Source organism: Paenibacillus etheri (assembly GCF_001012825.1).
In the GTDB taxonomy this organism is placed as follows: Bacteria; Bacillota; Bacilli; order Paenibacillales; family Paenibacillaceae; genus Paenibacillus_AQ; species Paenibacillus_AQ etheri.
This window is the reverse complement of record NZ_LCZJ02000018.1, coordinates 39,780-64,186: the sequence shown is the minus strand read 5'-3', so window position 1 is coordinate 64,186 and position 24,407 is coordinate 39,780. Positions and strand designations below refer to the sequence as shown.

At 43.1% G+C, this 24,407-nt stretch carries 15 protein-coding genes; 1 reads left to right on the top strand and 14 read right to left on the bottom strand.

All coding sequences use genetic code 11. The features are described 5' to 3' along the window. Positions 1–214: 214 nt before the first annotated feature. The 11 genes from pflA to UQ64_RS05705 all read right to left on the bottom strand — a co-directional run bounded on the left by pflA (position 215) and on the right by UQ64_RS05705 (position 19,247). Complete coding sequence (pflA, locus tag UQ64_RS05755) at positions 215–952, bottom strand: pyruvate formate-lyase-activating protein (protein ID WP_060622546.1); 738 nt, start codon at positions 950–952, stop codon at positions 215–217. A gap of 217 nt (positions 953–1,169) precedes the next feature. Continuing rightward, positions 1,170–3,431, bottom strand: coding sequence for a formate C-acetyltransferase (gene pflB / locus UQ64_RS05750; protein ID WP_060622545.1), 2,262 nt, complete (start codon positions 3,429–3,431; stop codon positions 1,170–1,172). A gap of 252 nt (positions 3,432–3,683) precedes the next feature. Continuing rightward, on the bottom strand, positions 3,684–6,305 hold the full coding sequence (gene adhE, locus UQ64_RS05745; protein WP_060622544.1) for a bifunctional acetaldehyde-CoA/alcohol dehydrogenase: 2,622 nt from the start codon (positions 6,303–6,305) through the stop codon (positions 3,684–3,686). Between the two features lie 399 nt (positions 6,306–6,704). Then, positions 6,705–8,168 carry an ABC transporter substrate-binding protein gene (locus tag UQ64_RS05740; protein ID WP_060622543.1) on the bottom strand — a complete coding sequence of 488 codons (1,464 nt, stop codon included), beginning with the start codon at positions 8,166–8,168 and terminating at the stop codon, positions 6,705–6,707. A gap of 132 nt (positions 8,169–8,300) precedes the next feature. After that, entirely contained in the window at positions 8,301–9,173 is an 873-nt protein-coding gene (locus UQ64_RS05735) for a carbohydrate ABC transporter permease (protein WP_042190530.1), read from the bottom strand. A gap of 1 nt (position 9,174) precedes the next feature. After that, entirely contained in the window at positions 9,175–10,095 is a 921-nt protein-coding gene (locus UQ64_RS05730; protein WP_060622542.1) for a carbohydrate ABC transporter permease, read from the bottom strand. Between the two features lie 117 nt (positions 10,096–10,212). Then, positions 10,213–11,541, bottom strand: a complete 1,329-nt coding sequence (locus UQ64_RS05725) for a response regulator (protein WP_060622541.1) — start codon at positions 11,539–11,541, stop codon at positions 10,213–10,215. 19 nt (positions 11,542–11,560) lie between these two features. Further along, positions 11,561–13,354, bottom strand: coding sequence for a cache domain-containing sensor histidine kinase (locus tag UQ64_RS05720; RefSeq protein WP_060622540.1), 1,794 nt, complete (start codon positions 13,352–13,354; stop codon positions 11,561–11,563). 636 nt (positions 13,355–13,990) lie between these two features. Then, a complete protein-coding gene (pgmB, locus tag UQ64_RS05715) occupies positions 13,991–14,629 on the bottom strand; it encodes a beta-phosphoglucomutase (protein WP_060622539.1) in 639 nt (212 codons plus the stop codon). A 32-nt stretch (positions 14,630–14,661) separates the two neighbouring features. Continuing rightward, positions 14,662–16,944, bottom strand: a complete 2,283-nt coding sequence (locus UQ64_RS05710) for a glycosyl hydrolase family 65 domain-containing protein (RefSeq protein ID WP_060622538.1) — start codon at positions 16,942–16,944, stop codon at positions 14,662–14,664. Next, positions 16,941–19,247 (bottom strand): glycoside hydrolase family 65 protein, encoded by a 2,307-nt coding sequence (locus UQ64_RS05705; RefSeq protein WP_060622537.1) that lies wholly within the window; start codon positions 19,245–19,247, stop codon positions 16,941–16,943. The genes UQ64_RS05710 and UQ64_RS05705 overlap by 4 nt, the downstream gene beginning before the upstream one ends. Before the next feature lie 419 nt (positions 19,248–19,666). Between UQ64_RS05705 and UQ64_RS05700 the strand changes: the two genes are divergently transcribed. Continuing rightward, a complete protein-coding gene (locus UQ64_RS05700) occupies positions 19,667–20,392 on the top strand; it encodes a Crp/Fnr family transcriptional regulator (protein WP_060622536.1) in 726 nt (241 codons plus the stop codon). 267 nt (positions 20,393–20,659) lie between these two features. On the opposite strand, the gene UQ64_RS05695 is transcribed toward UQ64_RS05700, so the two are convergent. The 3 genes from UQ64_RS05695 to nirB are packed head-to-tail and all read right to left on the bottom strand — an operon-like array spanning position 20,660 to position 24,280. Continuing rightward, positions 20,660–21,451: a formate/nitrite transporter family protein gene (locus UQ64_RS05695; protein WP_060622535.1), complete on the bottom strand. Its 792-nt coding sequence runs from the start codon at positions 21,449–21,451 to the stop codon at positions 20,660–20,662. A gap of 52 nt (positions 21,452–21,503) precedes the next feature. Further along, positions 21,504–21,824: a nitrite reductase small subunit NirD gene (nirD, locus tag UQ64_RS05690; protein WP_060622534.1), complete on the bottom strand. Its 321-nt coding sequence runs from the start codon at positions 21,822–21,824 to the stop codon at positions 21,504–21,506. 32 nt (positions 21,825–21,856) lie between these two features. Next, positions 21,857–24,280, bottom strand: a complete 2,424-nt coding sequence (gene nirB, locus UQ64_RS05685; RefSeq protein WP_060622533.1) for a nitrite reductase large subunit NirB — start codon at positions 24,278–24,280, stop codon at positions 21,857–21,859. Positions 24,281–24,407: the final 127 nt, after the last annotated feature.

Genomic DNA, 24,407 nt, shown 5'->3' with positions numbered 1-24,407 from the left:
AAATTAATAATATTAAATTTAAATAATGATATATTATCTATCATCATACATTTACAAACTCTTTAATTAATAGCTGTAACTATATCATTTTTTATAAGGGCTAATACAAAATTACCCCTTTTCAAGATACCAGACATCCCTCTTTTAACAAAAAAAGCCGTTCCTTCAGTAGTAATTCACTGAAGGAACGGCTTTACTTAATGTAGGTATCAATTTATACCAGTGCTGTCTGCTTACGACCTTCTTCGACCAAGCGGTATGCCCGCTGAACTTCTTCATCCGTAGGGGATGGCACACCATCCAATTCATAAACCTTGCCAAGCATTTCCCATTTATAGATACCCATTTGATGATAAGGCAGGATTTCAAACTTCTCAACGCCATTTAAGGTTCCAATATAACGACCTAAATTAATAAGATCCTCTTCACGGTCGTGAATTCCTGGAACGTATACATGTCTAATCCACATCTTACGGTTATGATCCGATAGCCAGCGTGCAAGCTTCAAGGTCCGGTCATTAGATTTGCCAGTTAACTTAATGTGTGCTTCTTCATCAATATGCTTCAAGTCAAGCATTACCAAGTCCGTAACATCCAATAAGTCATTAATCTTGTCACCTTCGTTATAACCATTACTATCTAGTGTAGTGTGCAAATTCCAACGTTTCTTAACTTCCGTAAATAACTGTTTTACAAATTGTGCCTGCAAAGTAGGTTCTCCACCGGATACAGTCAGTCCGCCTCCAGAAGAACGATAGTAGTTCAAATAAGGCTCGATCTCGGAAAGCACTTCTTCCAGACTCATTTCTTTGCCTTCATCTAAAGCCCAAGTATCAGGATTATGACAATATTGGCATTTCAACAAGCAGCCCTGCATGAATAAGACAAAACGAATACCAGGTCCGTCAACGGTCCCAAAGGTTTCCAAAGAGTGTATGCGACCTTTAATCATAGGATGTCATCCTTTCGCCACGACAGACTAACAGTCCCTCTTTCACGAAGAAGTTCCCTGTCCTTGAGACTGTCTTTCCCCTTAATCGCGGCTGTGAAATTTAAAATTTTAACCATTCTCAAACAAGATATTACCGCCCTTGAGACAAGGGCGGTATCTTCCTTGCAACTATTTCAATGTAGAATTTAAATCAAAGATCTTTATAAATAGGAACGAATTACATCGAACCATGGAACGTACGGTTAATTACGTCCATTTGCTGTTCGCGAGTCAGCTTGATGAAGTTAACTGCATAACCGGATACGCGGATAGTCAATTGTGGATAGTTCTCTGGGTGATCCATCGCGTCCATCAGCTGTTCACGGTTAAATACGTTAACGTTCAAGTGCTGAGCGTTGTTATGGAAGTATCCGTCCATCATGTGTACCAGGTTAGACTTACAGGATTCATCGTCTTTACCCAGTGCCTTAGGTACGATGGAGAACGTATTGGAGATACCATCTTGTGCATCGGAGTAAGGCAGTTTGGCTACAGAGTTCAGTGAAGCCAGAGCACCTTTCTTGTCGCGTCCGTGCATTGGGTTAGCACCTGGTGCAAAAGGTTCGCCTTTTTTACGTCCGTCAGGTGTTGTACCTGTCTTCTTACCGTACACTACATTCGAAGTAATGGTCAATACCGATTGAGTTGGCACAGCATCACGATAAGTTTTGTTTTTACGGATCATTGTCATGAAGGTTTCAACCAATTCTACTGCGATGCTGTCTACAGCATCGTCATTGTTACCGTAGCAAGGGAATTCGCCTTCGGTTTCGAAGTCAATTGCAATACCTTGTTCGTTACGGATAGGTTTAACCTTCGCGTATTTAATAGCACTCAGCGAGTCAGCTGCAACGGACAGACCAGCGATACCGCAAGCCATCGTACGCAGAATGTCGCGATCATGCAGTGCCATTTCGATACGTTCGTAAGAATATTTGTCATGCATATAGTGAATGATGTTCAAAGTGTTAACGTAAGTCTTAGCCAACCACTCCATCATCGGTTTGAAGCGTTTCATTACTTCGTCATAATCCAGATATTCAGAAGTGATCGCTGGGAATTCCGGTCCAACTTGTGCTCCAGATTTTTCGTCTTTACCACCATTAATAGCGTACAGCAAAGCTTTTGCCAGGTTGGCACGAGCGCCGAAGAACTGCATTTGTTTACCGATACGCATTGGAGATACGCAGCAAGCAATAGCATAATCGTCACCCCAGTATGGACGCATTAGATCGTCATTTTCATACTGAATTGCACTAGTTTCGATAGAAACCTTAGCACAATATTTTTTGAAGCCTTCAGGCAATCTTTCGGACCACAGAACAGTTAAGTTTGGTTCCGGAGCTGGACCCAAGTTGTACAGGGTGTTCAGGAAACGGAAGCTGTTCTTGGTAACACGAGTGGTTCCATCTTCAGCCATACCACCGATGGATTCAGTTACCCAAGTAGGGTCGCCGGAGAACAGGTCATTATAGTCAGGTGTACGCAAGAATTTAACGATACGCAGTTTCATTACGAAATGATCGACAATTTCTTGTACTTGTTCTTCATTCAAAGTACCTTCTTCAATATCGCGTTCTGCATAGATGTCTAGGAAGGAAGAAACACGTCCCAAGGACATCGCCGCACCATTTTGTTCTTTAACTGCTGCCAGATATCCAAAGTATACCCATTGAGTAGCTTCCTTGAAGTTCGTCGCTGGTTTGGAAATATCCATACCGTGAGCTGCTGCCATTTCTTTCAATTCGCCCAGTGCACGAATTTGCTCGGACAGCTCTTCACGCAAACGAATTACTTCTTCTGTCATGGAATCAACTTCAAGTTCAGTTAGTTGTTGCTTTTTGTCTTTAATCAAGAAATCAATACCGTACAGAGCAATGCGGCGGTAGTCGCCGATAATACGTCCGCGGCCGTAAGCATCAGGAAGACCTGTGATAACGCCGGATTTACGTACTGCTCTCATGTCTGGTGTATATGCATCAAATACGCCTTGGTTATGCGTTTTGCGAATGTTCGTGAACATGTCAACGATGTTTTGTGGAAGCTCGAAGCCATAAGCCTTCGTAGCATCGACCATCATCTTGATCCCGCCGAATGGCTGAATGGAACGTCTGAAAGGAGCGTCAGTCTGCACGCCTACAATCTGTTCCTTGTCCTTGTCAATGTAGCCTGGAGCATGTGAAGTGATTGTGGAGACAGTATCTAGGGAAACATCCCATACGCCGCCTCTTTCTCTTTCTTCCTTGCTCAGTTGAGAAATAATCTTCCATAGTTCAGTTGTGTTACTAGTAGGACCTACGAGGAACTCTTCGTTACCTTCATAAGGCTTAATGTTACTTGCGATAAAGTTGTTAACGTCAACTTTCTTGGACCATTTACCTTTTGCAAAACTTCTCCAACCGGATTTCACTTCATTTACTTCTTTTTCAATCACCGACATGCTAAATCCCTCCATCTATATTTATTATATTTGTAGAGATCGCGGGCTTGAAGGTTGATCCCGTGTCTCGTGATCCCCAAAAGATGTGGTTGTTCCAAATTTCACAATCAACACTTCATATGTGGGACCGTTGTTTATATAAACATTCTAGTTTATTTTCTATAAAAACACTGTGACAAATATCACCTTTCGAGTGATATTTGTCACCTTTATCTAAGTCCACTACTATCCTATTCTCTATTTAACCATTTATTAATTATCAAATCTTCCGTAGAACGCATTACGGTATACATCAGCAAGTTCAGATACCAGTGGCAGCTTAGGATTGGCAGTTGTACATTGATCTTCAAACGCACGGTCAGCCAAGTAATCTACGTGGGATTCGAAGTCCTTAGGATCAAAGCCCAGTTGTTGGAACGATTCTTCGATGCCCAATTTTTTATTCATATCGCGAATAGCATTGATCAGGCTAGTTACACCTTCTTCAGTTGTGCGAGCTGGCAATCCCAGAATACGGGCAATTTCAGCATAACGCTCGTCAGCTACGAAGTGCGAATATTTAGGGAACGAAGCGAACTTCGTAGGTTTTTTAGCATTGTAGCGGATAACGTGTGGCATAAGGATCGCGTTAGTACGACCATGAGCAGTGTGGTACTGTCCGCCCCATTTATGCGCCAAACTGTGGTTAATCCCCAAGAATGCATTGGCAAAGGCCATACCAGCAAGTGTTGATGCGTTATGCATTTTCTCACGTGCTACTCTGTCGCCTTCCAGCGCCGATTTTTCAAGGTATTGGAATACCAGTTGGATGGCTTTAATAGCTAGACCATCAGTATAGTCACTTGCCATTACAGATACATAAGCTTCGATAGCATGTGTCAATACGTCCATACCTGTATCAGCAACCGCAGTTTTTGGCAAGCTGTATACGAACTCTGGATCAATGATAGCTACATCTGGAGTTAACTCGTAGTCAGCCAAAGGATATTTAGTGTGCTGTTCAGTTGTTTTATCGGTAATAACTGCGAAAGATGTTACTTCCGAACCTGTACCCGAAGTAGTTGGAATCGCTACAAACTTAGCTTTGTTACCAAGTTTAGGGAATTTGTATACCCGTTTACGGATATCCATGAATTTTTGTTTCAGACCATTAAAGTCTGCGTCTGGATGTTCATAGAATAACCACATTCCTTTTGCAGCATCCATTGGGGAACCGCCCCCAAGTGCGATGATGCAGTCCGGTTGGAATCTGTTCATCATTGCAGTACCTTTTTCAACTGTAGTTGTCGATGGATCTGGTTCAACTTCCGAGAACACTTCGATAGCGACAGGAGTTTGACGTTGACGCAGGTAATGTTCAACTCTTTCAACATATCCAAGCTTAACCATCATTGGGTCAGTGATAATTGCGACACGTGTGATATCAGGCATTTTGGTCAGGTACTGAGTAGCGCCTTTTTCGAAATAGATCTTGTCAGGTACTTTAAACCATTGCATATTCACGGTACGACGATTCACCCTTTTCACGTTGATCAAATTGATTGCTGTAACGTTTTGCGACACGGAGTTACGACCATAAGATCCGCAGCCCAGAGTCAACGAAGGGATATTAGTGTTATAGATATCGCCGATTGCACCATGTGTGGAAGGCGAGTTAACGAGAATACGTCCTGTTTGCAGACGGTTAGAGAACTTCATAATTACTTCTTCGTTGTTGGAGTGGATAGCCGAGCTATGTCCCATACCGCCAAATTCAACAATTTGAGCTGCGCGTTCGATACCTTGATCTGCATTTTTAACTTTGTAACAAGCAAGAACCGGGCTTAATTTTTCAGCGGATAGTGGATATTTAGTGCCTACACCTTCAAGCTCTGCTACCAGAATCTTAGTGCCGGCAGGGACTTGAATACCACACATTTCAGCAATTTTCACTGCGGATTGACCTACGATCGCTGGATTAACCGCACATTTATCTACGTTCATTGCTCCACTAGTCAGTTTGGCAGCTTCTTCTTTATTCACAAAGTAGCAGCCATTAGCAATCATTTTTTTCTTCACTTGATCGAAGATTGGTTCTTCGATAATAACAGCTTGCTCGGAAGCACAGATCATACCATTATCAAATGTTTTAGAAAGAATGATGTCCGTTACGGCTTGATCAATATCTGCGCTCTTTTCAATGAAAGCAGGTACGTTACCAGGGCCTACGCCAAGTGCTGGTTTACCACAGCTGTAAGCTGCTTTTACCATTGCAGAACCACCAGTTGCCAAGATAAGAGCAACGTCTGGGTTGTTCATCAATGCATTTGTCTTGTCCATTGTTGGCATTTCAATCCATTGGATACAGTTCTCAGGAGCGCCAGCTTTCACGGCAGCATCATGAAGAATTCTTGCAGCTGCAGCACTACACTCTTGCGCAGATGGGTGGAAACCGAATATAATAGGGTTCCGTGTCTTAATCGAAATCAACGCTTTAAACATCGTGGTGGATGTAGGGTTGGTTACCGGTGTGATACCCATAACAATTCCGACGGGTTCAGCAATTTTTTGGAAACTTTCATAAGTATTGTCTTCAATAACGCCTACTGTTTTATCGTATTTAATTCCGTGCCAGATATATTCAGTTGAGAAGATGTTCTTCGTAATTTTGTCTTCATATACGCCGCGTCCAGTTTCTTCTACGGCCAATTTTGCGAGATACATATGTTTGTCGAGTCCAGCCAACGCCATTGCATGAACGATTGTGTTAACTTGCTCTTGGTCTAGCGCCATGAACGCCTCATGCGCTTTTTTTGCTTTATCCACTAAATTCTGAATATACTCTTCAGCGGTAACTTGTTTAACTTGGGCGGCGACTTCGTTCTTAACTGCCATCTCCCTCGTCCTCCTGTCAATTTTTAGTTGTTTTTCTCTACACATTTATCTTATCACATGATTCCAAACTTGTATAGTGAAATCTTTCACAAAGTATAAAGTTTTTTTGATTTGTTTTCAAAGCGCTTTCATTCGATCATATTATAGATTTTTTACCATATTATGTGTTATAAAATCCTTAAAACCTTAGAATTATACTTAAAAAAGCAAAATTTTAGACCCGTTTTATCCCATACCTCTAAATCCAGTACTCAAAACGCATTCCCTTCATCACAGAAAATTACGATTTTCCTACGCCAAAAATAATTTCCAGTTGATTATCACTTTTCTGCAGATTTATAAATTTATAAATTATCACAAACAAAAAAACCGACCCCAAAGGGGCCGATTTTCACTTATCTATTCCGCTTTAATCGTATCAAAGAATTTCTCTTGCACTGTTTTAGCTGCTGCTTCTAGCTGGCTTTTGGAATCCGTTCCTTTTTTGGAGAACAGCTCTTGAATGACATTGGACATGGTTGCGTAGTAGTCCTGCGTATTGTATTGAGCTTCAGGTTTAGCATCCAAAAGTCCCATAATGTCAGGGCTATATTGGTATACATTTGTGTACTTGTCATAAACCGCTTTGGTCTTCTTACCGAACTCAGAATCAGCTGAGTAGTAGTCTAAGAGCGGCGGGATAAAGTATTTTCCATCGGTTGTACGTTGTTGAAGAATTGCATCTAGTGCTTCCAAACCTTTGTCAGAGAAATAATCAAATGTAATATAACGGAATGCCATTTCTTGTTCATCGGGCGTAGCATTTGGATTGATTACAAGATAGTCACCACCAAGTACCCCTGTATGTTTTCCGCCTTTTTCCATAGCTGGCATAGGATACGTAAGCACATCCTCAGGCTTCAGTCCGCCTTGGTTCAACGCTTGCTCGATAACGCCATCAGATCCGGCCATTACCATTGCTGTACGGCTTTGTTGGAACGCACCTACAGCATCACCCCAGCCAAGTGCCCAGTCCTGAGGAATCGCGTTAGCTTCCCATCTAAGTTTCTTGTAGAAATCCAGTGCTTTAACACCAGCATCGGAATTAAATGTAGCTATAACCTTACCGCCTTCAATCTTTTGGATCTCTCCGCCAGCTTCAAACAGGAAGTTGGTCCAGTTCCAACCTGATTCGTTCCCCTTACCCATTGGAGCAATACCGGAAATACCTTTTTTGGCATCAGCTACGCCTTTAGCAGTATTCAGCATATCATCCCAAGTCCAATCCATAGGTGGAATGGCTACGCCTTTTTCATCCAGCATTTTTTTGTTGATCATAGTGGTTGTTACATAACCTTTTTGTGTTACTCCGAAAACTTTGCCGTCGATAATAAATTGATTTTGAAGCACGGTGTTAATTTGATCTTTAAATTCATATTTGTTCCACAGATCTGTGATGTCAGCAACCCAGCCCTTTTCAACCAGGAATTTAGCTTCTGTAGCAAAAGTATTAAAGAAGGTTGGTGCTTCATTCGCAGCCATTTTGATTCCGATTTCACTTACATTGTACTGCCAGTCGTCTTTAACGATTTCTACGTTCGGATATACCTCTTGGAAACGTTTGATTTTGTCATCTTCCTGTGCTCTTATTTCAGTCAGGTCAGGTGTTGGATAGTGAATCTTGATCGTCACTTTTCTTTGAGTAATGTCATCCACTGGCGCATCCGTTGCGGTTGCTGTATTATCCGTTACCGCATTTGTTGGCGCAGCAGATGCATCCCCGCCTTTGTTCCCCGCTGTGTTTCCGTTATTGTTGCCGCTGCAAGCAGATAGCAACGATCCGGCTACAAGTACGCTTAGTAGAACGCTAGAGTACTTACGCATTGAAACTCCCCTTTTCAATTCATAATTATCTTACATATCGATCATAAATTAGAAACTGTTTACAAACGAGGTGCATTTATATTCCTTTCATGTGCATGTTTACGATCCATGGTTAAATTCGTCGATAATTGCTTATCCTTTCACTGCCGACAAAGCAACCCCACGCATAATGAATTTCTGGAAAATCAAGAAGACAATGATTGGAGGCAAGGATACTATAAACAGGATTGCAAATTTAATATTAGTATTGAGTGCCTTCACATTAATAACGTATTTATAAATGGCTGTCGCAAGCGTATATTTCTCTTCACTGTGCATAACTAGAGATGGCCAGAACCAGTCATTCCATGCGGTAGAAAAGATAAAGATCGCTAATGTAGCAAAAATCGGAATGGATAGTGGCACGGCAATGGAGAAAAAGCTTCTCGGCTCAGAGGCCCCATCAATTCGTGCTGCTTCGAAGATTTCCGGATGAATTCCGTCAAAAAAGTTCTTTAACAATAGAAAGTAGAACGTGTTCGCACCCGCGGGCAACCAGAAAGCCGCATACTGATTCAGCAATCCGAGCTCCTTCAAATTGACAAAGTTCGGGATCATGTAACTGGTAGCCGGAATAAACAATGTCATCAGAAAGAAGAAGTAAATAGCTCTTTTGTAAGGAACATTCATACGAGAAATACTAAAAGCTGACATTCCCAAAACCACAAGAGTCACGACCATATTCCCTAAAAAGATATAAATGGTGTTTCTAAGGAACATAGGTAAATCAATGTAGTTCATCGCGTCTTTAAGGTTGCTGAAGTGCCATTCCTGAGGGAAAAAATGCGGCGGGAATGAATTCACTTCTTGATTCGACTTCAATCCGTTGAATAACGTCATACAAATCGGATACAACATGCTAAAAACCATAACCAAAATGACTACGCACATTAAGCCATAAACAATCTTATTACTTGTTTTTTTCAAATCGTGTTCTGAAAGAATTCCTCTATCTGCGCTCTTCATCTTAGTAGTCCTCCTTGTTAAGCTTGAACTGTAAAATGCCCAAACCACCTAGGACAATGAACATTAACATACCAAGCGCAGTAGCTGTTCCATAATCGAGTCTTGTAAATGCATATTTTACGATCAACAGCGCATACGTAAGCGTAGTATTATTTGGCCCGCCATCAAGCAGCGCCATCTGTGACTGATACCCTTGTGAAGTACCAATAATTTGCAGGATTAGCATCAAAAAGATTAAATTACGCAGTGAAGGCAATGTGATGTACTTTATACGTGCCCATATACCTGCTCCATCAATCTCAGCGGCTTCATACCAATCTCTTGGAATGCTGAGTACAGCAGCCAAGTATATTAGCATCCCTGATCCGAACTGCTGCCATGTTTCCATAAACACAAGAGAAATCATCGACCATCTTGTATCTGTTAAGAAGGCAACCTGGTCCACACCCATTGTGCCTAGTAACGCATTAATCGGGCCCACCGGATCATAAAGCCATCTCCACAATCCATAGAGAACCACACCAGGCATTACGAAAGGCAGGTAAGCCGCTACACGTACAAAGCCCCCAAACTTTCTCAGCTCCGAGATCATGATGGCAAAAGCAATTGGAACCCAAAAACCGATAATAAGACATAGAAACATGTAATACCCTGTGTTCTTTAATGCGGTCAAAACATCTGGATCACTAAGTGCTCTACTGTAGTTCTCAAAGCCTGCAAAGCTATTACCTTTAACAAAATCAACATGGTAGAAGCTGTACAGTAAGCCCTTAAAAATTGGAACCCACAAGAACATAATAAAAATAATTACGGCAGGTACGAGGAACATATATCCCCAAAAGTTTTTCTTCCAGCGGTTTTGCTTGTACGGTGTCCCCTTCAGCGTCGCCGGGTTTTCGGTTACTACTGCGGTTTGATTCATCAGGCTCCCTCATTCCATTGTTCTTTCAGCATTTTTCGCAAAATGCTTCCTACCTTAAATTGTAGGAAATGAGGGTTGTACTGAACATGTCTATATCTACCGAAGTAATGAGTGTTTTTACTTCTTCAATTCGCTGGGGCTGATCCCATAATATTTTTTGAAAATTTTACTAAAATGCTCGGGTGATTCATAACCCACACGTTCCGCAATTTCATATCTGCGAAGATCGGTATTCAAAATCATCTCCCGACTTTCTTCCATCCGGAGCTTAATTACATATTCCCACAGGTTATAACCTGTATTTTTCTTAAATAGGTAACTCAAATAATTGGGGCTAACATGATTTTTCTTAGCCACATCGTGAATCGTCAGTCCTTTTTGCGCATAGTTCTCGTCGATATATTCTTTCGCTTTTTGTACGATCAGATTGCTATGGGTATGAAGTTCTTCTACAGAAGGATCACTCGTGTAACTATTCCAGTTGAAATCCCCATAATAGAACACATAATGGTCACTATGCTCATTGTTCCAGAGAATTGCATTAGAGGCCTGACGGTTCAAAACGGCCATAAACGAAAGCCCCTTTAAAATCTGGCTAATCCCAATGACCACGTTCAGATGTAAATATTTATGGATATTAAAATGAAGACTTCGACCCAGAATATCTAGCCTATTGATTTGGCCGGCAGAAGAATCCTCATAGCTTTTTTCATCCCATTGAATAATGATCGTAATCTCACCATCCGGTGCATAAAAGGCAATCGAGTTCCATTCCTGATCCATTAATTCTTTGGCAATGTTCAGCGCAGCATAACAAAGAAGCCGTCTGTCCCGCACAGTATACTGTTTCTCCTGGTTCATTCCAGACAGTGGTACTTTAAGCTTTAAGACGCAAAAGTACGGCCCTTGTAGCTTCAGGTTATCCAGCTTCAGCAGGTTATCTGCCTCAGCTACTACAACACCAGGGTCGATGAGCAATTCGTTCAAGAGCTTGCTGTATTCCGGAAGCGGCTCTTCCAGTCGAAAGCTTTCGTTAATCCCAGACATGAAGACATCTAGTTCTGGTGAGGGCTTCCCCATCTTAAGGAGCACATTCCGGACCGAATCCAAAAACTGCTCACTATTCAAAGGCTTGATTAAATAATCCTTTGCCCCGAGCCTAACAGCCATTTGAGCATATTGAAACGTCTCATGCGCAGAAATCACGATGGTCTGTACCCATGGTTTGGCCAGTTTTGCATGTTGCATTAGATCAATTCCACTCATCGCACCCATCTGTATATCCGTAACGAGCAGGTCAATTTCCTCCATACGGATACAGTCCAGCGCTTCAAACCCACTATTAGCGGTATAAATATTAGAAATATCCAGCCCAGATGAAGCTAATAAATTGCTCAGTCCTTTACAAATCAAAGGTTCGTCATCCACTACCAATATATTGAACATATCTGTATGCTCCCCTTCCTTAGTCCTGATTCTCCGATTTCGGAAGCTTAACCGTCACTAGCGTTCCGCCTTCTGTACCAGGGGTGTAGCAGATGCCATAATCAGAGCCAAAATGTAAATGAATACGCTGGTTAATATTGCGGATACCATAACCGCTGGTAGGATTTGGGCTGTCATCATTCAATACAGCTTCAATGGCTTCATAATCAACAGACTTATAGCCATTATCTTCAATAGAGATCCTAACGGTTTCGTCCTCACAAACTGCAGTGATGGTGATCTCACCATCCTCACCCATATTTTTTACCCCGTGAATAATAGCATTTTCTATTAATGGTTGCAGTGTGATCTTAGGTATTAGGTTACTTTTCGTATCAGGGTGAATATCCATCACAACTCGAAATACATAATCATATCGGAGCTGCTGCAGCTTGATATAAGCCGTTGCGTGCTCCAGCTCTTCTTCAAGGCTTATCAGCTCCCTCCCGCGGCTCAGACTGATCTTCATTAGTTTGGACAATTCCTTGATCATCTCGGCGGATTCGACATTTCCTTCTAAAGAGCTTTTCCAATAAATACTCTCTAGGGTGTTATAAAGCAAATGAGGGTTGATCTGTTGATATAGCAATTGAAGCTGCGATTCCTTCTGTTTGAGCTCCATTTGGTATTTGTATGTGATTAATCCGTTAAGCCTGCGGGCCATGTCATAGGTAGAAGCAATCAGCACACTTACCTCATCGTTACTCCCCCTCCGAGGTGTCTCTGGAACACGATTACCCGGCTCGTATTTTCGCATGAAAAAAGCAAGCTTTTGCAAAGGAGTCATTAATGAACGCCAGAAGTACGTAATCATAATTAGTCCAAATACTGCATAAGCCACGGTGATATATTGAATAACACTTTTCATTTCGTTCTGTTGCTGCAGCAGCGCCTTTACCGGAACTTTGTAGACCAGTTTTTGTCCAAGCGAATGGTTATTGTTAACCACATAGATAAAATCGGAGGTAATGACATCCCCTGTACCTTCCAAATCCTCAGCAACAACCGTCTCCGGCAACGCAATCAATTCTCCGGTATTATTCGTAGTGGAGGCGAGAACACGATTGTTCAGGTCTGTTAAGTAAATTTCGCCGTCAGGCAAAGATATCGATTTGAGAGATTCTCCAATTTTAGAGTCCATTTTGGTGATGACCAAAACGCCGATAGTCTCCGCTTTTCTGGAAATGTTGTTTACAGCTCTCATGTAAGTAAGTGTCTTTAAATTCTCCGCTTGCGCGCTTAGCCTCTCCGTGAACTTCAGCGAGCCGCGGCCTTTCTTCTGAACAACCTCCTCAAACCAGTAAGGCTCTTCGGCTTTGGAAAAGAAATAAACCCCCGCCTTCTTAACCTGCGGGAAATTGGGAGCAAAAAAGTAATAATCATTCGGATCGTATATATAAAGGGAGTAGTAGATGCCGTCACCACGTTCAGCGCCCTGAGAGTAACTCACCAACAGCTTCTCTATCGTCTCATATCGTTTGACTCGCTCCAGAATGGTATCCGAACCAGTCATATTAATCTGCTGAATCAGAGGATTCTGAATCACGGTGGTAGTGATTTTATTTACTGTATCGATGTCCCGATTAATGATCGTAAAGTTCTGCTTGTTCAATTCCACATATGCATTCGTAACATGGCGCTTCAGTATTTGCTCCGCCTTCAAATTCCCAAATATGTTCAAAAAGAAAATGGGAGAGATCATAATTAGAAATAGCAGGATGAGCTGCTGCTTGACGTTCAGCTTACGAATCAATCTAATCAGCCTAGACAACATTGAGTCACACCTCCGGGTTAAATAACTATATCAAAGGGACAAACGCTTACATATGTTCATTTTAAAGTTTTTTATGGTCATTTGTATGTAGTTTTATCTGTTTGGCGGATTGGTGAAAGAGGGAGTCATGGTGTCATTACGAGGAAACTTTGGACTTCCTGCCGCTGTTGTCTCCAGATTTTCTGATTTATGCCGCTCCTAGCGGATAAAATCCGGAGACAAAGGCGGACGCTTTCGCTCCTCCAGTTCCAAAATTCCTCTCCATGACCTTCTTCCCTCTCAATAAAACCGAAAACAGAAAAAAGGAAGGAGGGCAGGGGTCACTGCGTGGGGCTTTGGGGAACATCGCGTGTCATTCTGAGGGATCAGCGGACTCAAATGCAGCTATTTGGTCAAACCATACTTTTTTAGAGGAATTTCGAACTGGAGAGACGTTACTCGCCTTGAATAAGAGGAATATCTAGCCTTTTCGATGGATCAGAAAAAGCCTGCAAATGTAAAGGTATATTCTCACTTAGCAAGAGACTACACTGTAATCGACCCTTACATTTACGTAAAAAAGACCCATCCCCAGTAAATTTCACTACTAGGGCGTGGGTCCAACAACAATACTTATTCTTAAGACGAAGGGATAGCTTAGTCTATCAACAACTCATGAACTCCTTTTATAACTAGATCAGCTTCCTTCAGCACTTCAGGCTTGCCAATACCAACAACCTTCATACCTGCAGCCTTACCCGCTTGAACACCCGCCTCCGCATCCTCAAACACGACACATTCATCCGGCTGTAAGCCTAGCTCCTGACCAGCGATCAAGAAAACCTCCGGGTCCGGCTTCGCAAGAGACACTTTGTTACCATCAACAACAGCATCGAACAGATCCGTAATGTTCAGCTTATTCAAAATAAATTCCGCATTCTTGCTGGCTGAACCTAACGCAATTCCAATCCCCCGAGATCTCAGTCCAGTTAAGTATTCTTTGACGCCAGGAAGCAGTTCCGACTCCTCAAGCTTAGAGATGTAATCTACGTATAGGCGATTTTTCTTCTCCGCCATCGCAAGCTTCTCCGCTTCATCAAATTGTAGACCGCCGACTTCCAGAAGAATATCGAGTGATCTCATCCGGCTCACCCCTTTAAGGCGTTCGTTATCCTCCTCTGTAAATGTAAAGCCAAGCTCATCAGCAAGACTCGCCCAAGCCAAATAATGATATTTGGCCGTATCTACGATGACGCCATCCAGATCGAAAATGGCACCTTTCATATTTTGCAACATGGGTTTACTTCCTCTCCGTTATTAATGAATGTCTATACTGTTGTTTCGGTCAAGGCTAGACGCAAGCTCTCACCTGCAGCACAGGACTTTCCTTCTCGTCCTTGCACCGAGAACAACAGAGATTCGCTGTAGTCAGCTGCTGTGGTAACTGTAACTTCATCCTTGCTAATCCGCAGCTTAAAAGTATCCCCTCGGAGCGTAACCGGAAGCTCAACAGACTGCCAATGTTTAGGCAGTGAAGGTTTGATGTGGACAGTTCCCCCATCATAATCCAACCCTGTAAAGCCAAGAACCGCAGCCATCCACGCACCACCATTCGCGGCTGGATGGGTACCACCGATATAGAGATCCCCTACATACTGCTTAGATTCTCCCGTGAGATCAACTGTAGCCGTGCGCATAAAATATGGATAACCCCAGTCCGGCGAACCAATATCGGCAGCTACCAAAGCATAGATACAAGGACTAAGACTTGACCCATGCTCGGTGCGCGGTTCATAGAATTCCCAGTTCGCTTGCTTCACTTCCTTGGTGAAGGAATGCTTGAACAGATTCAGCATCAACACGACATCTGCTTGCTTTAGTATTGTTGTGGTTGTGGCTAATCCATTACCGCCACCCAAATACTCATTTTTGTTAAGTACACGGTATTTCAATTCTGGCAGCCCAACATCTTCTAAAGTGAAGTAACGGTCGAATTGTTCGATGAGAAGGCTAGCAGGGTCTGGCTGCGGAACATAAAACCTATCCAGCATAGCTTTGAACTCTGTCAGAAACGGACCTTCACTAAACACTGAAGACAACTGGCTGTACACTTCCGGGTACTTATCTTGCAGCAGTTCTGCTGTGCGCAAGGCAATCTCCAGTGTTTCCTTAACCAGTGCATTCGTAAAAGCATTATTGTTCACACGCTCATGATATTCATCTGGTCCTGTAACATCTAGAATCTCAAAGCGTTCTTTTACCGGATTATAGTAAGCATAAGAGTAAAAGAACCTGGCACATTCCCAGATCACTTCCGCTCCTCCGCTAGTCAGCAGACTCTCGTCACCTGTAAATTGAACATATTTCCAGATCCCATGTACAACATCCCCACTGATATGCACCTGCTTATCACGGAAATAAGTCCGCATTGGTCGGCCAGTAAATACATCATTCACATTAAACAGAGTACAAGCATCGTCTCCTGTATCCTGACTTTCCCAAGCATAGAATGCTCCCAAAAAACCATATTCCGCAGCCTTACGGCGTGCTCCGTCCAAGGTATGAATCCGGTACATCATCAGATTGCGAGCAACCTTTGGATCTGTATGCAGGAAAAAAGGCAGCATAAACATCTCTGTATCCCAGAATACGGCCCCTTTATAGACCTGACCCGATAAACCACGAGCCGGGATAGAAACCTTCTCCGAAGCCGTAGGTGCAATAATTAGCAGCTGATAAATGCTGTATCTCAGAGCAAATTGGGCATCCTCGTCTCCTTCGATCATGACATCGCTAAGTGACCATCTCTCTTCCCATAGCTGGCGATGAGCCTTTAATAACTCGTCATAGCCCAACGTTTCAGCAGCATGGACAGACTTTACAGCCTCTGACTCCGGTCCGCTAACATCAAGCCCAGTATATACCGTAACGTACTTAAACCATTCATAGGTCTCACCCGCACGCGCTTCAAAAGAAATCCGGCGAATAGCCGTACCTTCATCCAGCTGCTGCTCTCCGAAGTTAAATACTGCTTTCTCCGCCACCACTACCGGAATATTCAATTCTCCACTAGTGGAGGAAGAGAGTAGTGCATCTCCCTGCAACTGTACCTTTTGACCGTAGAGGTGGGGACCATTGATATCCCATACATCTACGTCAATCCCCGTCTCAATTACAATTTGGCAGTCCTGTGTACTGCGGATTGAACACTTACTAACGAGCAGATGAAGATTATCCTGGCTTACGAAACGATCTGCTGTGAACGTTAACGTACCTCCATCAGTCATACCATACTCAGTACTCCGATGATGAATGGCACTACGGATATTCAACTTCTGCACATGAGAGCTCGGTTCATGCTCATGAACACTTAAGGGCTGACCGTTGCAGACAATCTTGGTCCATAACCCATTCGGAGCATTTACAGGTTCTCTCCACTTCTCTCCGGCTTTGTCATATAAACCAGCTAAGGTAACGGCAACTAGCTCACTTTTACCGAATTCCTCCAGTGTACCGCGATATCCCATATAGCCATTGCCTAGCATATATTTGTTCCCGTTCGTCGTCACAAGTTGCTTATCAAAACAGCTATCCCTTACTGCCCAGCTCATCGAGCCAACATCCCTTCGCCTAGCGGAAGCGTCGTCCCGGAAGCATCCACCGTAATTGACTGGCCGTACACGATAATATCCGTGCTACCTCCATGAATTGCTGTGAGCGTTACTGAAGTCTTGTTAACCAAAATACGTAGCAATACCCCTTCATACATCACTTGGAAGCTATACTCGTTCCAGCGTTCAGGCAATGTAGGTTGGAAGGACAAACGAGCCCCATCCGAACGCATGCCACCAAAACCATAAACAATATTCATCCAAGCGGCTGCGATCGAAGTCGTATGCAGTCCTTCACGTGTATTACGGTTGTAATTGTCTAAATCCAGTCTTGTCGCAAATTCAAAGAACGAATAGGCTTCTTCAGGCTTGCCGATTTCGCTTGCCAAGATGGAATGGATCGAAGGTGATAGTGAAGATTCATGAATACATCTGGACTCGTAATATTCATAGTTAGCCAGCTTCGCTTCATTAGAGAATTGTCCGTTATATAAGAACATAAACATAAGGACATCCGGTTGCTTAATCATGTCATAACGGTACAAACGATCATACGACCAGTTCGAATAAAGCGGAAACTCTGTTACAGGGATAGAATGAATATCAATATGCGGCATATCGAAAAATCCATCATGTTCCTCAAATACTCCTGTTACTTCGTCAACCGGAATCTTCATATTGTCTGCTTTATTTTCCCAATCGGTAAGCTCCTCGTCAAGAAGTCCCGTCTTTTCCGCAACCATCGCAAAAGCCGTTGGTGACTGTTCTTTCATTTCCCGTAAGGTATCTAGGGTGTATTCAAATGATTTTTGGGCCATGAGATTAATATAGCAGTTATTGTTCACCATCAATTGGAACTCATCAGGACCCATTACGCCAAAATATCCATATTTCCCACTCTGTTGTCCCCATTGACCACGTGTTGCGTAGAATCTACTAATCTGAACCAGCATCTCAGCACCTTTACTGTGCAGGAATTCTTTATCGCCAGTATTTTTGACATAATGCCAGATACCATAGGATATAGCAGTCCCTACGTGAAGCTGAAGATTCGAATGCTGCCAGAGATCACAGCTTTCTGTTCCGTCTATAGTAGCAATAGGGTAACAAGCTCCCTCGCAGTCAACATGTTTAGCACGTTGCATAGCCTGAGGTAATGTCTTATATCTAAAGTCCAGCAAGCTTCGAGCGGCCTTAGGATTATTGAACATATAGAATGGTAAGCAATACGACTCTGTATCCCAGAAAGCCAAACCACGATAGACTTCTCCCGTCAACCCTTTAGCGCCGATGTTGAACCCAGGATGATCACCATGATAAGTCTGATATAGCTGGAAAATACAAAAACGGATACCCTGCTGATTCTCAGGATCGCCTTCGATCCGAATGTCGCTTGTCTCCCAGATAGCATTCCAATATGCCGTCTGATCCGCGAATATTTGAGTATCTTTCAGTTGGCTTGCACTTTCAGCAAGAGCTAGCCCTTTGCTCCACAGCTCTTCAGCTGTATGGGCAGCTTCACTATCCGAATAGTTGATAACTAGCTTTGTAAAATAGGCCGATTCTCCTTGAGCAAGCTCCATAGTAAAGTTTTGCCCAATAAATTTATCATGCTCAACTCGCGTAAGCTGAAGCGGCTGCGAAGATTGTAAAGTAAAGCTAGAGAATAGGTTGTTAGCTGTATTCGCTGTTCTCGCCATAATAGCTGTGGTAGCCCCTTGTTCTCCACTGCGGAGACTACTCCACATACATTCGCCGCGTTCCTCATGAATAATGCTGAAATCAAGACCAGCACAAATGTCCACGCTACCCGAGAAATTAAGTGGCTCAAATTCCACCCGCTGTAGTCCCAGATGAGACATCGTCATGCTGACCAAGCGTGTAAAGACAACTTTTAAGCTTTTTCCATCATTTAGGTGCCAGATCAGCTCCCGCCGATAGGTCCCGCTGCGAAGATCCAGTTTACGCACATAATCTGATATTTTACTTTTTGCCAGATCAAGTTGTTCACCATTCACAGAGATCCGCGTATACAGCCAGTCCACCGCATTCACCATATATCTCAGTGAGCGAATAATTCCTTTATAATGATTACCAATGTCCAATTGTTCATTTAGCCCGTTGAAATAACTACCTTGCAGGGAATCCCCGGAGTAGCCTTCCTCTGCATACCCACGAATACCCATATACTCATTTCCCAGCGAAAAAATAGATTCCGAGGTCCGATTTCGTTCTGGATCAAAGCCCTCTTCAATAATTGCCCAAGGATCTACCTTAAGATATTTGTCTGCCACTTTAGCCATGTATGATTTCCCCTTCTCCTGGTTTTTGCTCCATTCTCAGGATATCGTTCCATACCCGTTGCGCCAATGTCTGACCTTAATGAAGATGTGTGCATTTATACGGAGTTGAAATTGAGCGGATTTCTAAATCATGAATTATTGCAGTATAATATGTAGAGTCTAATAAGAACCAAAAAAAACAGCGACAGACCCATTATTTGAGAATAATGGATTGCCACTGCTGATATATAAAGAACATAACCTTAATACTCCTTTTTAGTTGAAAATCATATTACATCTAGCACTTTTGAAGTGAAAATAATCACAATGTTGAAAATTCGACACTTTTAAATGGTTTTTCTTAACCAAATCGAAGATTTTAGAGGTATAATTAATTTAAAATTTACTGAAAAACTGAGGGAATAAAGGGGATGTCGATTATGCTAAAAGAACATTACAATGTTATCGAAGCCCACGGAAATACAAACTGTTTCTCCGAACAGAATTTCAACAGACTTCTTGTTACCATGAAAGAACGCGTTGTTCCAGAGGGTTCACATCTTTTCTGGGAAGGCGACTACTCGGATAAATTGTTTTATATCAAACGTGGACGTGTGAAATTAACTAAATCAACGGATGAAGGTAAAGAACTTATTCTCTATATGTACCAAGCCGGCGATATGGTAGGTCAAGCGGACCCATTCTTCAGCACCAAGCACAGCTTTACTGCAGAAGTGATTGAAGATAGTGAAGTAGGCGTCATCGAGCAAAAGGATTTAGAAATTCTCATTTGCCAACATTGTGATTTTGCCATCGACTTTATGAAATGGATGGGCATTCATCACCGTCTAACTCAAACGAAATTCCGTGATTTGATGATGTATGGCAAACCAGGCGCATTGTGCTCCACTCTCATTCGACTTGGTAATACTTATGGTGAGAAGAGCAGCGATGGTGAGAACATCCTCATCAACAAAAAAATTACGCATACAGATCTGTCCAACATGATCGGCGCCACTCGTGAGAGTGTAAACCGGATGCTCAGTGACTTGCGTAAAAAAGACGCGGTTGAGTACGAGAACGGCATGATTGTCATCAAGGATCTTGGTATGCTGCAGGAAATTTGCCACTGTGAAATGTGTCCAAACGAGATCTGCCGTATTTAGTTCCGTTATAATATACCCTCTATTCTCCTCAATGAATCATACATGACCCAATTATTCTGCACATTATAAAATAGAGTGGTCTAAGGCGCCTAACATAGGCGTCTTTTTTTATCCCACAAGACAAGCAAAAACGCCTTCGGCGTCCCTAATGGACGGTAAGCGTTTATGCGAGGATAATTTATAGCGTGAAACTTATACTTTCTTATATTTAGAAAAAGAGCTGAACCCCGAAATCGGGTCAGCCCTAATAATTAGAATGTAAAATTCCTAGCGGTTGCTTTTACTACCACGTACGGGAGAGATCATCCAGTAGGCCATGCCAACGAATACGCCACCGCCAATTATATTCCCTAACGTAACGGGTATCATATTGTGCATCCATCCGGCTATTGATACGGTGTCCGGGTGATTCGGGAGCAACACAGCAACACTCAGCAGCGTCATATTAGCCACACTGTGCTCATATCCACTCGCAATAAAGGCAAATAAACACCACCAGATTAGAACCAGCTTGGCAGTTTCACTTTTGGCCCGTGAAGCCATCCATAGCGCTAGACAGACCAGCCAGTTACATAGAATCCCACGGAAAAATAGTTCTGAAAACGGAAGGCTCATTTTCTTGGCTGCAGCCGCAAAGATCAGATGCTCTGGGGGAGCCGCACTGAATAGTCCAGTTCCTCGAATCAAAAGCGCTAAAATCACTGCCCCTACCACATTCCCTACAAACACAAGCACCCAGTTCTTGACAGTATCCCAGATACTTGTTCTACCAGCTAGTGTACTAACCGTAAAGAACATATTATTTCCGGTAAATAGCTCTGAGCCTGCAAATACAACAAGTGTCAAGGCAATACCGAAGGATGCACCCATAATGAGGGGTTGGAAAGGCGATTTGGCAGCCGCTAGAGGCGCTCCCAGCGAGAAGATAAGGATAATCCCAATGCCTACATATGCCCCTGCCAAAAGGGCTGCTAGAAAATATCTTGGTAAGCTTTCATTCATTTTGTCGCGCTTACTGACTGCCGCCTCGACAATGTTCTCCACACTTTGAGTAAACATAACACTCCACCCCACCGTTTTCTATTAAATCTATACCTACAAGCTTCGGTGTCTACACGCTCACTGTAACTTTCTCTCCGTCCAGAGTGACTGGATAAGTCACAACATTACCTTGATCCGGTGCCTGTACTTCACCCGTACGAAGATCTATTTTCCAATCATACAGTGGATCATAAAGATAGTGACCCGAAACGATCCCTTCAGCAAGCGGACCCCCTTTTGGATGAGGACTCCGATTCTCCAGCGCATAGATCGCTCCGTCAGAGGTACGAAATACAGCCAGCTCCACATTCCCAGCCACAACTACACGGCCAATCTGCAGCAGGAAATCCTGTACTGATCCTATCGCATACGTTTGTGTTGTCTTATTCATTGGTCTCTCCCCTTCTGTGTGCGTTATATCCTCTAGACTCTTGTTTCTTCAAATAGTGCAGTACGAGTGCTGCTGTCATTGAGCATTTTTTTCCAAGGATCCGTAACCTGAGTTAGAGCAAAGTCAATCCGTGCTGCCAGCTCTTTGCGGTTATCTTCATTATTCAAAATGACCATTTGAATCTGCTCAAGTCCCATACGTTCAACCCACTCGGAGGTTCTCTCCAAATAATTGCCGGTCTCACGATAATATTGCATCACAGCAGAGCACACTTCGATCAACTCTTCATCGGTCTTAATTTTGCAGAAAGAGTCCGCGATCCGTGGCTTGATACCACCGTTACCACCAATAAACACTTCCCAACCACCATCATTACCGACGATGCCAATATCCTTCGTGCAGGACTCCGCACAGTTACGTGGGCAGCCGTTGACAGCTATTTTAAACTTGGCAGGAAAATCAAGACGTTCATACTTACGTTCTATGAGCGCGCCCATTCCCAGCGAATCCTGTGTACCGAAACGGCAGAATTGGGAGCCCACACAAGTCTTAACCGTACGCAGGGATTTGGCATAACCATAACCTGATGGCATATCGAGCTCTTCCCATACTTTCGGCAGATCCTCTTTTTTCACACCAATCAGATCCAGGCGTTGCCCACCAGTCACCTTCACAACTTTTACATCATATTTAAGGGAGACATCAGCGATTTTCTTCAAATCCTCCGGCGTTGTTACCCCGCCGTACATGCGTGGAATAACGGTATAGGTTCCATCTTTTTGAATATTGGCACCCATTCTTTCATTTACAAATCGGGATTCTTTCTCATCTTGATGGGTATCAGGGTTCATCATCCCTAGATAATAGTTAATTGCCGGACGACACTTGGAGCAGCCTTCCTCTTGTTTCCATTCGAGTACATTCATAACTTCTTTTGTAGTTTTAAGACCTTTAGCTGTGATTTCAGCCACAATTTCATCACGGCTAAGCGTTGTACAGCCACAAATACCTTGCTTGGCAGCTTGCTGGAAACTGTCACCTAAGACAAATTGCAGGATTTGTTCTACTACGGGTTTACAACCACCGCAAGAGCGAGTAGCGCCAGTGCATGCTTTGATCTCATCCACAGTAGTAAAACCATTTTCAGTAACAGCATCTACGATCGCTTTTTTAGTTACACCATTACAACCGCAGACAATTTCTTCGTCCGCCATTGCTTCTACGGATGTGCCCTTCTTAGCTCCGCTTCCGCAGCAGCCCGTACCCATAACCTCCGTATAAATCTCATCGGTCATTACCGATCCTTGTTTAACTAACTTTTGAAGATTTGCGGATTCGGTCACATCACCAAACAGAACCGCGCCGACAACCACATTATTTTTGAGCAGAATTTTCTTATAAGTTCTCTTCCATTCATCTTTGCTTGAGATCACAGTGTGTTCAGGAGAATCCAAAAACTCACCTGCAGAAAATACATCCACACCAGAAATTTTAAGCTTCGTGGAAACAATCGAACCTTCATAAGGCTTGGTCTCACTCCCACATAAATGTTTAGCTAGAACCATCCCTTGTTCAAATAGTGGAGCCACCAGTCCGTAACACACACCGCGATGCTCGGCACATTCGCCGATGGAATATATATTCTGCATCGAGGTTTGCAAATAATCATCCACCACGATCCCACGATTTACGGTGATCCCGCTTTCTTTTGCCAACGTCACGTTCGGTTTGATTCCAACAGCCATTACCACAAAATCTGCCTCAAGCGTACTGTCATCACTAAAACGCAATCCACTAACTCTCTGTTCCCCGGTCAATTCTACCGTTTGTTTACCCATAGCAAATTTCACACCTTGACGCTCAAGCTCAGCTTGCAGCATCGAGGAGGCATTCCGATCAAGCTGACGCTCCATCAGGTCTTCCATCAAATGAACTACGGTAACGTCCATGCCTAGGTTCACCAGACCTTTTGCCGCTTCCAATCCAAGTAAGCCCCCGCCAATTACTGCCGCTTTGTTGTATTGTTTAGCCGCAGCCAGCATTGCATCACAATCTGCAATATCTCGGAACCCAACCACGCCCTCTTTATCACTGCCAGGCACAGGTAAAATGAACGAATTCGAGCCTGTCGCAATAATCACTTTGTCATAGGGCGCTATCATCCCGTTATCCGTAACAACCTGCTTCGAGCCTTCATCAATTCGTGTCACGGTTGTTCCTGTGTGTAAAGTTATATTATTGTCTTCATACCAATTCCAGTCATTTAGAATAATATCATTAAGGGTCTTGCTACCTTCAAGAACATAGGACAACATGATCCGATTGTAATTGGGATGAGGTTCGCTTCCGAAGACTGTGATGTCATAAGCTCCACCCAGCTTCAAAATCTGCTCTATCGTACCTATGCCTGCCATACCGTTGCCGACTAATACTAATTTTTCTCTCTTCTCTGCCATGGTTAGGTGCCTCCTCAAGCTTAAGGGTTCTGGATTAATTTCGCGTCAATTACTCTTCTTCATATTGAAATTATACGGTTCGAATTCAAGTAGACATTGTGATTGCAGTCACATTAATTGTGAATAT

Coding starts and splice junctions, on each gene's coding strand:
- pflA (WP_060622546.1), bottom strand. CDS start 952: ATGATTAAAGGTCGCATACACTCTTTGGAAACCTTTGGGACCGTTGAC.
- pflB (WP_060622545.1), bottom strand. CDS start 3,431: ATGTCGGTGATTGAAAAAGAAGTAAATGAAGTGAAATCCGGTTGGAGA.
- adhE (WP_060622544.1), bottom strand. CDS start 6,305: ATGGCAGTTAAGAACGAAGTCGCCGCCCAAGTTAAACAAGTTACCGCT.
- UQ64_RS05740 (WP_060622543.1), bottom strand. CDS start 8,168: ATGCGTAAGTACTCTAGCGTTCTACTAAGCGTACTTGTAGCCGGATCG.
- UQ64_RS05735 (WP_042190530.1), bottom strand. CDS start 9,173: ATGAAGAGCGCAGATAGAGGAATTCTTTCAGAACACGATTTGAAAAAA.
- UQ64_RS05730 (WP_060622542.1), bottom strand. CDS start 10,095: ATGAATCAAACCGCAGTAGTAACCGAAAACCCGGCGACGCTGAAGGGG.
- UQ64_RS05725 (WP_060622541.1), bottom strand. CDS start 11,541: ATGTTCAATATATTGGTAGTGGATGACGAACCTTTGATTTGTAAAGGA.
- UQ64_RS05720 (WP_060622540.1), bottom strand. CDS start 13,354: ATGTTGTCTAGGCTGATTAGATTGATTCGTAAGCTGAACGTCAAGCAG.
- pgmB (WP_060622539.1), bottom strand. CDS start 14,629: ATGTTGCAAAATATGAAAGGTGCCATTTTCGATCTGGATGGCGTCATC.
- UQ64_RS05710 (WP_060622538.1), bottom strand. CDS start 16,944: ATGAGCTGGGCAGTAAGGGATAGCTGTTTTGATAAGCAACTTGTGACG.
- UQ64_RS05705 (WP_060622537.1), bottom strand. CDS start 19,247: ATGGCTAAAGTGGCAGACAAATATCTTAAGGTAGATCCTTGGGCAATT.
- UQ64_RS05700 (WP_060622536.1), top strand. CDS start 19,667: ATGCTAAAAGAACATTACAATGTTATCGAAGCCCACGGAAATACAAAC.
- UQ64_RS05695 (WP_060622535.1), bottom strand. CDS start 21,451: ATGTTTACTCAAAGTGTGGAGAACATTGTCGAGGCGGCAGTCAGTAAG.
- nirD (WP_060622534.1), bottom strand. CDS start 21,824: ATGAATAAGACAACACAAACGTATGCGATAGGATCAGTACAGGATTTC.
- nirB (WP_060622533.1), bottom strand. CDS start 24,280: ATGGCAGAGAAGAGAGAAAAATTAGTATTAGTCGGCAACGGTATGGCA.